This window comes from Brachybacterium sp. JB7, from assembly GCF_003335205.1.
Classification (GTDB): domain Bacteria; phylum Actinomycetota; class Actinomycetes; order Actinomycetales; family Dermabacteraceae; genus Brachybacterium; species Brachybacterium alimentarium.
This window is the reverse complement of sequence record NZ_QPGN01000013.1, coordinates 63,447-75,204: the sequence shown is the minus strand read 5'-3', so window position 1 is coordinate 75,204 and position 11,758 is coordinate 63,447. Positions and strand designations below refer to the sequence as shown.

Here is an 11,758-nt window from a genome sequence, read left to right as displayed (position 1 = left end):
GAGCTCAGCCTGTCGCGGCCAGGGAGCCGCGGGGCACGATCCTCGGGATCTCCGCGACCCGGCGCATCGCCTCCGGGTCCCCTGCGAGCAGGGCGATCGCGGCGGTCCCCAGTTCGGTCCCCAGCTGGGGCGCCCGATGACCGAGCACGGCGAGGGGCGGGTCGTAGGTCTGGCACGACAGCGAGTCGTCCCAGGACACCACCGAGATGTCCCCCGGCACGTCGACCCCGAGCCGGTGCAGCGCGTCGGCGCCGCCGATGGCCATCGCGTCGTTGTCGAAGACGATCACGGTGGGCACCTCCTCGAGGGCGAGCAGGGCACGCACGCACCGCTCCCCGCTGGCCGTCCCGTAGTCCCCCTCGAGGTACGACGGTGCCAGCGCATGGTCGGCCATGAAGTCGACATATGCCCCGAGGCGCCACTGCGAATGGAGCAGCTCTCCCGGCCCGCCCACGTGCGCGATCCGGTGATGGCCCAGGGCGAGCAGCTCCTCCAGCAGCACGTGCATGGAGCGGCTGTTGTCGGTGAGCACCGCCGCCTCGGCCCCCGTCTGACGCACGTCCCCGACGAGGACGAAGGGCATCCGCAGCTCGCGCAGCAGCCGCGGGCGAGGGTCGTCGCGGCGGAGGTCCTTGAGGATGACGACGTCCACGAGGCGCTGATGTGCCCAGCGACGGATCAGCGCGATCTCCGCCTCCAAGGTGTCGACCACCGCGCTGAGCACCGAGTACCCCTCGGCGACCGCGGTCTCCTCGACCCCGCGCAGCACGAGGGTGTGGAACTGCTCGGAGCTCGCCGACCACATCGAGCGCGGAACGGGCATGCCGATGGTGCCGGCAGCCATCAGGTCACCAGGTCGTTCGCACTCATCAGCACGGTGCTCGCGAGATAGGCCTCCGGCGGCTCACTGCTCGTCGTCCGCACCCGGATCGAGACCTCCTCCCCCGGCAGCAGCGTGTGCAGCTGGGTCTCGGCCACGGCGTCGGGATCCACCTTGTCGGCGAGGACGCACAGGTCGCGCACGGTCCCGGTCGCACGCACGCTGATCTCCACGCCGCCCTCGACGGCTCGCGCCGATGCCTCATAGGCGCCGGCCACCAGCGCGGAGTCACGGTCCTCCGCGAAGAAGTGCACGCAGCGGGACCCCGCGGCCTCCACCACGAGCACCTGGTCGCGAGCGTCCTGCGGGGCCAGCAGCTCGGGCGGGACGGGGAGCGTCACCGCACTGCGCGCCGGAGCGTCCAGCTCGAGCAGTGCTTCGGCGAGCACCTGCCCGGCCAGCGTCTGTCGCCGCAGCCGCACGTCGCCGACGAGCGGGTCGGGGCGGTCGTTGACCACGCTGACCACCGGACCGGACGCTCGCGGCTGCACGGTGATCAGCAGCGGCGCGTACAGGTCGCGCAGCGCATACCAGAGCAGCTTGCGCCGCCGGTCGCCATCGACCGCGGCCCACGAGGTCACGGGCCAGCAGTCGTTCAGCTGCCACACGATCGTCCCGCCGCAACGGGGCCAGTACGACAGGTAGTGCCCGATCCCGCAGATCAGGGCGCGCGCCTGGTTCAGCTGCGTCGCGAAGTGGAAGGCCTCGAAGCCGTCCACCTCGGGCAGGTGCGGAGCCATGCCGCGACGCAGCTTGTCCTGCCCTCCCACCGCCTTCTGATGGGACAGCATCGCCTCGGAATCGGCCTCCAGGGGGCGCTCAGTGAGGGCACGGGCGATGGTGGCCCAGTTCGCCGGGCCCTGATAGCCGAACTCTGCGGAGAAACGCGGGATGGTGTCGCGGTAGCGCGTGTAGTCGTTGTCGTCCTCCGAGGCCCAGGCCACCCAGTTGTGCACGGTCCCGTGATCGGGATGGCGAGGCTGATCGACCATCGGCCGCGAGTACGGGCTGGAGGGGGTGAAGCTGCGCGACGGGTCGAGCTCCGCCAGCAGTGCCGGGAAGATCTCCGTGTAGTAGGCGTTGCCCCAGCCCTGCCCCTCGGGCAACATGTCCTTCCACCCCCAATGGTAGTAGCCCTCGACGTTCTCGTTGCTGCCGTTCCAGTGCACGAGTGCGGGATGCCAGGCCAGGCGCACGATGTGCTCCCGGGCTTCGGCGATCACCTCGGACCGCAGGGGCTCGAGCTCCGAGTAGGCGGCGCAGGCCATCGCGAAGTCCTGCCACACCATGATCCCGAGCTCGTCGCACAGCGCATAGAGCTCCTCGGAGGCGTACAGTCCGCCGCCCCAGATGCGCAGGATGTTCATCCCGGCATCGACGGCATCGGCCACGGCGGCGCGATAGTCCTCCCCGGTCAGGCGGGAGGGGAAGCAGTCATCGGGGATCCAGTTGGCGCCCTTGGCGAGGATCGGGGCGCCATTCACGACGACCGTGAAGGAGGTGCCGATCTCGTCCGGCTCCTCGACCGCTCCCGCGGTGCGGAACCCGACCCGGTGCTCCTGGGAATCCAGCAGCGCACCCTCCGCATCCCGCAGCTCCACCCGCACGTCGTACAGGGGCTGCTCGCCGTAGCCGCGCGGCCACCACAGCTGCGCGTCGGCCACCGCGGCCTCGAGCTGCGCCGACGAGTCCGTCGCCCGTGCCGAGGCGTCCGCGACGATGCTGCCGTCCGGCGCGTTCACCAGCAGACGCACGGTGTACTCGGTGTCGCCGGTGTCGTCGGTGTGTCCTGTGCGCTCGGTGTGCTCAGTGGGCTCGGTGTCCTCGGTGGCCTCCATGGGGTCGGCCGACGGGCCTGCTGCGAGGCCGGCCGACGAACCGTCGGCAGGTGCGGCCGACCGCTCGGCAGTCTCCAGCAGAGTCTGCACCGACACCCGGCCGGTGGACCCCTCGACGGTGATCTGCGGCCGGGCCTCCGCGAGCCGCGCTGCGGACCATTCCTCGAGGCCGATCGGCCCGGAGATCCCGCTGGTGACCAGGACCGGTCCCCAATCCCAGCCGAAGTTGCAGGCCATCTTGCGGATCGCGTTGTAGGGCAGGTCGTTGCCCACCACCGGCAGATCGCCGAGCACCTCGGTGTTCTCCCGGGCCGTGCGCAACGGAGAGGCGAACCGGATCTCGAGCACGTTCTCCCCCTCCCGCAGCAGCGCGGTGACGTCGAACCGCCAGGAGCGGTGCTGGTTCTGCACGGTCGCCACATGCTGCCCGTTCAGCAGCACGGTCGCTGCGGTATCGAGCTCGGCGGCCACCAGGTCCACGCGGTCCGCGCCGCTCGGGGACCAGTCGAAGGTGCTCGTGTAGGAGAGGTCGACCTCTCCGGACCAGGCCAGCTCGTGCTCATGGCGGTCCAGATACGGGTCGGGGATCAACTCGGCCGCCAGCAGGTCGGTGAGGAAGGTGCCGGGCACCGTGGCCGGAACGTCCTGGATCACGAAGGGCGCGGGCCCGTCGGTCACGCTCACCGACCAGCTCTCGTGCAGGTCACGCCGGATGATCGATGCCGGTGAGCCGGCCGAGCGTGTCGTCCTGAGGGGCCGGGCCGGATCGGGAGAGCTGGTCGAACTGGTCGAGCTGGTCACTGGGGCTCCTCCAGAGCGGCGAGATGGTCGGGCATGGGCACTCCGCGCCGTTGCGCCTCCGCGAGGAAGCGCGGGTTCGCGGCGGGTTCGGGGGCGGCCACCAGCAGCTGCTTGGTGAACTCCGCCTGCGGCGACAGGATCACGTCGTCGGACGGCCCGCGCTCCACCACGTCGCCGCGGTACATCACGAGGATCTCGTCGGAGAAGTGGCGTGCGGTGGCCAGGTCATGGGTGATGTAGAGCAGCGCCAGGTTCTCCTCGCGCTGCAGTCTCGCCAGCAGGTTCAGCACCCCCAGACGGATCGACACGTCGAGCATGGACACGGGTTCGTCGGCCACGAGCACGCTCGGCTCCGGCGCCAGCGCGCGGGCGATCGCCACCCGCTGACGCTGGCCGCCCGAGAGCTCGTGCGGTTTCCGGTCGATGAACGCCTCGGCCGGGGTGAGGTTCACCCTCTCCAGCAGGGCGAGCGCCTTCTCGCGCGCATCGGCCTTGGTCGCCTTGCCGTGCAGCCGCAGCGGACGCTCCAGGTGGTGGCCGATGCTGTGGAAGGGGTTGAGCGAGGCGAACGGGTCCTGGAACACCATCTGGACCTCGTCGCGATAGGCGGCCAAGGACCTGCCTCGTCGGCCCACGGGCTTCCCGTTCAGGGTGATCGATCCCGACGTGGGCGTCTCGAGCTGAGCGATCAGCTTCGCGATCGTCGACTTCCCCGAACCGGACTGTCCCACGAGCGCGACCGTGCGCCCTGGGGACAGCTCGAAGTCCACGGCCTTGACCGCCTCGAGCCGGCTGAACCGGAGCCCGTCGCGCAGCAGATAGGTCTTGGTGAGTTCCTTGACGACGAGGGTGCTCATCGCGCCTCCTCGACGTCGAATCCGGCCCGCACGAAGTCACCGGTCGATCCGGTCAACGACGGGAAGGAGCCCAGCAGCTTGCGGGTATAGGGATCGCGCGGCTCGAAGTAGAGGTTCTCCGCGGTGTCCAGCTCGATGATCTCGCCGCTGCGCATCACCGCGATGCGGTCCGCGACCTCCAGCAGCATGGGCAGGTCGTGCGTGATGAACACGACCGCGAACCCGAGCTCCTGGCGCAGCCGCAGGATCTCCATCAGGATCTCCCGCTGGACCACCACGTCCAGCGCCGTCGTCGGCTCGTCCATGATCATCAGCTGCGGATCCAGTGCCAGCGCCATCGCGATCATGACGCGCTGACGCATGCCGCCGGAGAGCTCGTGGGGATAGGCGCCGATCCGCGAGGGCTCGACGCCCACCAGCTCGAGCAGCTCCTTGGAACGGCGCAGCCTCTCCGCCCCGGACATCCCGGGACGGTGCGTGGTGAACACGTCGCCGAGCTGGGTGCGGATGTTCAGCACCGGGTTCAGGGAGTTCATCGCTCCCTGGAAGACCATCGCGACCTGCGACCAGCGGAAGGCGCGCAGTGCGTCCCCCTCCAGACCGAGCACGTCGATGTCGCCGCCGTCGCGGTCATGGAAGACGACCGATCCGGAGGTGATGCGCGCCGGCGGGCGGTGCAGCTGGTTCAGCCCGTAGGCCAGAGTCGTCTTCCCGCAACCCGACTCACCGGCCAGGCCCAGGATCTCCCCGCGCCGCAGCGCGAAGGACGCATCCCTCACCGCGTGGACCGGGTGCTCGACCTCGTAGACCACGTTCAGGTCCTGGACGGTCAGCACCGGCTCGTCGCGGATCGGGGACTGCTCGTGGATGCTCATACCGCCACCTCTTCCTGGTCCGGATCGTGCCCGGAGGTCTCATCGCGCTCGTCCGGCCCGGTGTCGCCCTCGGCCCGCTCCGCCTGCTCCTGCTCGGCCTGCTTATCGGCCTGCTTGACCCGCTTGAGCTGCTTCGGCGCGTTCCGCAGGCGGGGATTGATGATGCCGTCGATGGAGAAGTTGATCAGCGACAGCCCGCCGCCGAGGACGGCGATCATCAGGCCCGGCGGCACGAACCACCACCAGGCGCCGAGGGTGAGGGCCTGGCCGTTCTGCGCGTAGAACAGCATGGAGCCCCAGGTCTGGGTGCCGTTCACACCGAGACCGATGAAGCTCAGACCCGCTTCGCCGAGGATCGCGGTGATCAGGGCGAACACGAAGCCGCTGGACATGACCGGCAGCAGGTTGGGCAGGATCTCCACGGCGATGATCCGATGCGGCTTCTCGCCGGCGATCTTCGCGGCCTGCACGTAGTCGCGGTTGCGGATCGAGAGCGTCTGCGAGCGCAGCACGCGCGCCGAGGCCGCCCAGGACGTGATCGCGAGGATGATCGCGATCAGCAGCAGGCCGCGCTGCTGCACGTACGAGCCGATCACGATCATCAGCGGCAGTCCCGGCAGGATCAGCACCACGTTGGTGAACAGCGAGAACACCTCGTCGAGCCAACCGCCCAGGTATCCGCCGAGGATCCCGAAGAAGGCCGAGAGGAACAGGGCCAGGAACGCGACGATCACGCCGACCAGGAGGGAGCCGCGGGTGGCCCAGGCGAGCTGGGCGAGCACGTCCTGACCGGTCTGGGTGGTGCCCAGCAGGTTCTGGGCCGACGGCCCGTGCATACCGGCGTTGTCGACCGCGTTCGGGTCCGCCACGAAGAACGGGGCGATCAGCCCGAACAGCACGATGGCGAGCACCAGGCCGGCGCCGATCACGAGCGACGGGGTCAGTGCGCGCTCGAGCGTGGCGCGCAGGCGGGAGGGAGTCTGTGTATGTGTCTGTGACTGGGCCATGTGAGCTCCTCAGCCCCGCGCCCGGGTGCGGGGGTCGATGACGCCGTACAGCAGGTCCACCACGAGGTTCGCGGCGAGCACGGAGACCGTGATGATCAGGAAGAGCCCCTGCATGAGCGCGAAGTCGTTGTTGTTGACCGCCTGCAGCATGGTGAATCCGATGCCGGGGTACGAGAAGACGGATTCGACGATGATCGAGCCCGAGACCACGAAGCCGAGCGAGATCGCGAAGCCCGAGACGCTGGGCAGCATCGCATTGCGCGCGGCGTACATGACCATGATCCGGCGGGGGCTGAGGCCCTTGGCCTCCGCGGTGAGGATGTAGTCCTCGCTGAGCGTGGACACCATCATGTTGCGCATCCCCAGCAGCCAGCCGCCCAGGGAGGACAGCACGATCGTCAGCGCGGGCAGGAAGCCGTAGTAGACGGCGTTGGAGAGGAACGGATAGTCGAAGGCGGGCCGCACCATCGACGGGTTGTAGCCGCCCGAGATCGGGAACAGGTCGAGGTTCACGGCGAGCACGTAGATGAACAGCAGCGCGAGCCAGAAGTAGGGCACCGCCTGCAGGATCGTGGTGGCGGGGATGAGCGAGTCCAACCAGGTCCCGCGCTTCCAGCCGGCGAACGTGCCCAGCACCATGCCGATCACGAAGGTGATCGTGGTCGCGAGGCCCACCAGCACCAGGGTCCAGGGCAGCGACTGCGCGATGATCTGGGTGACCGGCGTCGGGAAGTAGGTCACCGAGATGCCGAGGTCTCCCGTGAACAGGCCGCCGAGGTACGCGAAGTACTGCTGGATCATCGGGGTGTCGTCGTCGGCCCCGAGCATGATCTCGATGGCGCGGCGGGTGCCCGGATCCACCGGGCCGCGCAGGGCCAGCTTCGCGAGCACCGCATCGACCGGGCTGCCGGGGAGCAGCCGCGGGATGAAGAAGTTGAGGGTCACCGCGGCCCAGAGGGCCACCAGGTAGAACCCGAGCTTGCGCAGGAGATGCACCGTCGTCCGTCCTTTCGTCGCCGTCTGGAGCAGGGAGGTGCCGCGCCGCCGACGCAGCGGCGCGGCACCCCGGGATCACTCGACGGGCGTGACGGCCTTGAGGACCATGGCGTTGTCCGGCGCGGACCAGGACATCGGGTACGCGTACAGGTCGTCCTCGGTGGGCCATCCGGTGGCGCGGGAGGTGTTGTACTCCGTGAGGCTCGAGCCGATGAGCAGCGGGATGGCGGGCATGACCTCGACCAGGCGCTGCTGGATCACGAAGTAGTGCTCCTTCTTCACCTCGGGATCGTCGGTCGCCGCGGCGGCCTCGAGCGCCGCGTCGACATCGGGGTCCGAGAAGCGGGTGATGTTCTCGTACGGGTTGCCGTTCTCGCCGACGGGCACCGTGTTCCGGGTGGAGAACTGGTTGAGGTACGGGTAGTACGGGTCCGGCGCAGGTCCCTGACCGACGGAGTCGATGACCAGCTGGTACGTGCCCTTGGCCTTCGCGTCGTTCCACTCGTTGACGCTGACCTGCTGCGGGATCAGCTCGATGCCGACCTCCTTGTACTGCTGGGCGAGCGTGTCCAGCGCGGTGACGAAGTCGGACCAGCCCGTGGGGCAGGAGACCGTCATGGAGACGCGCTCGTCACCCTTGGCGTAGACGCCGTCGTCGCCCAGCTCGTAGCCGGCGTCCTCGAGCACTTGCTTGGCCTTGTCGGGCTGCGCGTTCCATGGGGCGACGTCGATCGACGGATCGATGAAGTCCGCGTCGCGCTCGGGCAGGGCGAAGGAGGGCGAGATGTCGGTGCCCAGGTCGAAGAAGGCCAGCTTGGAGAGCTGTTCGCGATCCATCCCGTAGTAGAGGGCCTTGCGCACGGCGACGTCGGTCTGCGGCCCCTCGCAGCCCAGGTCGGGGTTCGAGGAGGCGAACAGGGCCGCCTGCGAGATGCCGGTGTTGGTGAACGCCAGGTCGGGGTTCTTCTCCACGTGCTCGGCGAGGTTCGGGATCGCGGCGGACATGTAGTCGATGTCCCCGGCGAGCCACTGGTCCGTCGCCGACTGGTTGCCGGAGGTGGTGATCGCGCGGACTCCGCCGATCCCCGGCCGCCCCTCCTCCCAGTAGCTCTCGTTGGCCAGCAGCAGGTAGGACTCCGGGGTGAAGTCGTCGAGCTGGAACGGGCCGGTGCCCACCGGATCCTCGTTCGCGTAGGTGGCGAGGTCGTCGACGTCCGCGAAGAGGTGCTCGGGGATGATCCAGGTGCGGGCCAGAGCGTTCGGGCCCTCGAGGAACGACGCGTTCTCGTACGTGATCTCGACGGTCGACTCGTCGGTGGCCTCGGCCGACGGCGCGGTGCCGCCGGCGTTCAGCGCCTCGGTGTCACGGATCTTGTTGAAGGTGAAGGCGACGTCGGCCGCTGTGAAGGGTTCACCGTCTGCCCAGGTCACGCCCTGGCGCACGGCGACCGTGAGGACGGTGCCGTCCTCGTTCCACTCGTAGCTCTCGCCGAGCTGGGGTGCGGGGTCCTGGTCGATCGCCTCGAGCGGGTTGAAGTAGAAGAGCGTCTCGTAGATGAGGCCCTGGACCATCGGGATCACCGACGGCGAGTGCGGGTTGAGGTTCCGCGTGAGCGTGGCCTCGGTGGCGTTGGTGGTGAGAATGGGGCGGGACTCACCATCGCCGCCGCCCTTGGCCTCGAGGTTCGAGCTCTGGCCACAGGCGGCCAGGGCGACCGGAACGGTGCCGACGGCGGCAAGCTTGTACAGGTCACGGCGCTTCAGGTGCATCTTTGCTCTCCTAGTCCACGCGACGTCGCGTGCGTCGGGGACAAGGACCGAGCGGCCCGCCCCTTCTTACTTCATTGACTTAATGAAGTAGCCTCAGTGTGCAAAGAGCGCGACTCTCCGTCAAGAGGCCGCACCCCCTCGGGGAGGTCCCAGATAGGTCACGATCCAGGACAGGCGAGGGGGATGGCATGAGCAGAGCGGGCGCCGGACGACCCTCCGCGATGGACTCCGCGGTGCTCGAATTCGTGCGCCGCCGCACCGAGACCACGCGCGTCGAGGTCGCTCGCGAGCTGGGCGTCACCGCCGCCACCGTCACCAATTCCGTGAAGCGGCTGCTGTCGGCCGGGCTGCTCCGGGAGAGCGGCTACGCCCGCTCCACCGGCGGCAAGCGGGCCACCCTCCTGCGAGTCGACGACTCCGCCCGGCGAGCGTTGGGCTGCACGCTCGACGAGGACCGCCTCTCCCTGGTCGCCGTCGACACCACCGGCGCGCTGCGCTCCCGAGCAGTGCTCCCGCTCGCCGATCCCGCGGACCCCTCCGAGGTCGCCGAGGTGCTGCGCGAAGGCCTGGCGATCATCGCTCCGGGCGATGAGCTCGGGGCCGTGACCGGGATCGGGTTCGCCGTGCCGAGCGACCTTCCCGCCGAGGTGGCCGACGCGCTGCAGCAGCTCACCCTGGCGCTCGACGTGCGCGCCGTGCGCGGGACCGAGGCGGCCTGCGCGGCGCTGGGCAGCTTCTGGAGCGGGGAGCAGGCCGGATCCGGGCTCTCCGGGACCCTGCATCTGGGCTCGAGCATCGCCCTCGCGCTGCTGCTGGACGGCGCCCCCTTCCGGCCCGACAGCGGCCGGCCCCTGAACCACATGACCCTGGATCCCCGCGGCCCGGAGTGCTCTTGCGGTCGACGCGGATGCCTGCACCTCGCCGTCGCCCCGACCGGGATCGCCGACCTCACCCGCACCGCCCTGACCGCCACGCAGGGGGACGAGGCCGCTGCCGAGGCCGTCATGGTGGCCGCACTCCCCCTGGTCCGCGTCGCCGCGCACCTCAGCAGCGCCGTCGGGCTGGACACCCTGGTGCTGGCGGGCAGTCCCGTGCAGGCCGCCCCGGCGATCTACCTCGACGCCGCCCGGCAGTGCTTCGGCGACGACCCCGGCGCGCACGTGGTGGTCTCGCAGGTCCAGCCCCATCCGTGCGCTGTCGGGGCCGCCGTGCTCGCGCTGCAGACGTTCCTGGAGGCCGGGCAGGCCTGAGCGTCGAAGCGCGCGCACTGTCGGCCCACTCCCCTCAGGACCCTCAGGACGCGGAGTCGATCTCGTCCCAGCCGTCCAGGTCGCCCTGGTCATCGTCGTCGTCCGGGTCGCCCCAGACCCAGCGCAGCCCGAAGGACCCCGGTCCGAACCGCGACTCGACCAGCTGGACGCGATCACGCTGGTCCAGACGCACCGGGACGACGGATTCGGCGACCTCGGTGCGCCGATACCGCTCGTAGTACAGCGGCTTCTCGGCACCGCGGAACTCGGCCTCCAGCAGCACGTCGTGCGCGCGACGAGCCAGGGAGTAGAAGGTGCCCGCCACGTCGCGGGCCTTGGCATGCATCTCCACGCGGTAAGCGAAGCTCGCGACCTGCCCGGCGTTCAGGATGCCGTCGATCAGGAACTCCACACCGTAGGTGCGACGCTCGGGCCAGGCCACCTGGCGGCCCACCGTGCAGCCCTCGAGTGCGACGTAGTTCGGCGCCACATTGGGCTCGGACTCGTCGAGCACGTGCACCGCGGGGAGCCTGCACACTCCGGACTCCAGCGCGCGCACGGTGATCCGCGAGGTGAACTGCTGGATGTCCTGCGAGGAGTCGATGATCGCGAGCTGGTGGAAGACCCGCTCGTGGGCGTATCTCTCCGAGGACCCGAACCCCAGCGCGGTGAGCGCGTCGCGGAAGACCTCCTTGCTGCCGCGGCGGCCCACGAACCTGGTGCCCCGCACGGCACGTCCGGTCAGACGAGGCGATCCGATGAGGTCGGCGAAGGAGTCGGGGGCGAAGCCCAGCAGGTCCTCGAGGGCAGCGACCACCCCGAGGGAGGACTCGCTGCCGGGGATGCTCCGGGCGGACTGCCAATTGCTGAGCGTGGCGACGCTCACCGGGCGTCCGCGTGCGCGCAGACGCTGGGAGATTTGCGTTAGCGAGAGTCCGCTGCGCTCGATCTCCGCGCGGAGCGTCCGCGCGAACTCCCCTTCGTCCCCCTCCGGGATCACGTCCCGCTCACCTCACACCCACCGCGGGCACGAGGGACGAGGCAGCGAAGCCGGTACCGGTGCGTGCTCACATCCCCTCAAGTCCCTTCAGGTCCCCTCCATGCGCCGCACCCCGGAGTGCCGGACCTCGCCGTTCACGACTTTTCCCATACCTGTAAAACACCAAGGGTAACGTCCATCACAATACCGGGGGAGGCAATCGGACATATTGCCCGACGCCCCGCCCGGCCGGCACTACCCGATGACGAGACCCGGGCAAGGAGCAGCGAGCAGCATGTCGACCCCTCACCCTGCGATGAGCGCTCCTCCGGAACAGCGGCGCGCCCTGCCCCTCACCGACCGTGATCGTCGGTGCCGCGAATCGCCTTTCCCCCGCAGCACGTCGCTCAGAGGACGCTTCCCGCTGGACAAGGATCCGCCGGAGGGTTGACGCGGTCCCCCTCCCCGCCCCCTCCGCACCGCTGTCCGCGCATCGCCGTCAACG

At 69.6% G+C, this 11,758-nt stretch carries 9 protein-coding genes; 1 reads left to right on the top strand and 8 read right to left on the bottom strand.

Annotated elements, in window-relative coordinates; translation table 11 throughout:
* Positions 1-4 precede the first annotated feature (4 nt).
* The 7 genes from CIK81_RS13850 to CIK81_RS13815 all read right to left on the bottom strand — a co-directional run bounded on the left by CIK81_RS13850 (position 5) and on the right by CIK81_RS13815 (position 9,024).
* Positions 5-844, bottom strand: a complete 840-nt coding sequence (locus tag CIK81_RS13850; RefSeq protein ID WP_096196907.1) for a LacI family DNA-binding transcriptional regulator — start codon at positions 842-844, stop codon at positions 5-7.
* A complete protein-coding gene (locus tag CIK81_RS13845) occupies positions 844-3,519 on the bottom strand; it encodes a glycoside hydrolase family 2 protein (RefSeq protein WP_158542050.1) in 2,676 nt (891 codons plus the stop codon). The genes CIK81_RS13850 and CIK81_RS13845 overlap by 1 nt, the downstream gene beginning before the upstream one ends.
* Positions 3,516-4,376: an ABC transporter ATP-binding protein gene (locus tag CIK81_RS13835; RefSeq protein WP_096165066.1), complete on the bottom strand. Its 861-nt coding sequence runs from the start codon at positions 4,374-4,376 to the stop codon at positions 3,516-3,518. Before CIK81_RS13835 ends, CIK81_RS13845 begins: the two co-directional genes overlap by 4 nt.
* On the bottom strand, positions 4,373-5,251 hold the full coding sequence (locus CIK81_RS13830) for an ABC transporter ATP-binding protein (protein ID WP_096165064.1): 879 nt from the start codon (positions 5,249-5,251) through the stop codon (positions 4,373-4,375). Before CIK81_RS13830 ends, CIK81_RS13835 begins: the two co-directional genes overlap by 4 nt.
* Positions 5,248-6,258: an ABC transporter permease gene (locus tag CIK81_RS13825; protein ID WP_096196905.1), complete on the bottom strand. Its 1,011-nt coding sequence runs from the start codon at positions 6,256-6,258 to the stop codon at positions 5,248-5,250. The genes CIK81_RS13830 and CIK81_RS13825 overlap by 4 nt, the downstream gene beginning before the upstream one ends.
* A 9-nt stretch (positions 6,259-6,267) precedes the next feature.
* Complete coding sequence (locus tag CIK81_RS13820) at positions 6,268-7,254, bottom strand: ABC transporter permease (protein ID WP_096165059.1); 987 nt, start codon at positions 7,252-7,254, stop codon at positions 6,268-6,270.
* A gap of 75 nt (positions 7,255-7,329) precedes the next feature.
* Positions 7,330-9,024 carry an ABC transporter substrate-binding protein gene (locus CIK81_RS13815; protein WP_096165056.1) on the bottom strand — a complete coding sequence of 565 codons (1,695 nt, stop codon included), beginning with the start codon at positions 9,022-9,024 and terminating at the stop codon, positions 7,330-7,332.
* Positions 9,025-9,212: 188 nt separating this feature from the next.
* On the opposite strand from CIK81_RS13815, the gene CIK81_RS13810 reads away from it, so the two are divergent.
* Entirely contained in the window at positions 9,213-10,274 is a 1,062-nt protein-coding gene (locus CIK81_RS13810; RefSeq protein ID WP_096196904.1) for an ROK family transcriptional regulator, read from the top strand.
* A gap of 43 nt (positions 10,275-10,317) precedes the next feature.
* On the opposite strand, the gene CIK81_RS13805 is transcribed toward CIK81_RS13810, so the two are convergent.
* Complete coding sequence (locus tag CIK81_RS13805; protein WP_241964175.1) at positions 10,318-11,274, bottom strand: helix-turn-helix transcriptional regulator; 957 nt, start codon at positions 11,272-11,274, stop codon at positions 10,318-10,320.
* Positions 11,275-11,758 lie beyond the last annotated feature (484 nt).

Coding starts and splice junctions, on each gene's coding strand:
- CIK81_RS13850 (WP_096196907.1), bottom strand. CDS start 844: ATGGCTGCCGGCACCATCGGCATGCCCGTTCCGCGCTCGATGTGGTCG.
- CIK81_RS13835 (WP_096165066.1), bottom strand. CDS start 4,376: ATGAGCACCCTCGTCGTCAAGGAACTCACCAAGACCTATCTGCTGCGC.
- CIK81_RS13830 (WP_096165064.1), bottom strand. CDS start 5,251: ATGAGCATCCACGAGCAGTCCCCGATCCGCGACGAGCCGGTGCTGACC.
- CIK81_RS13825 (WP_096196905.1), bottom strand. CDS start 6,258: ATGGCCCAGTCACAGACACATACACAGACTCCCTCCCGCCTGCGCGCC.
- CIK81_RS13815 (WP_096165056.1), bottom strand. CDS start 9,024: ATGCACCTGAAGCGCCGTGACCTGTACAAGCTTGCCGCCGTCGGCACC.
- CIK81_RS13810 (WP_096196904.1), top strand. CDS start 9,213: ATGAGCAGAGCGGGCGCCGGACGACCCTCCGCGATGGACTCCGCGGTG.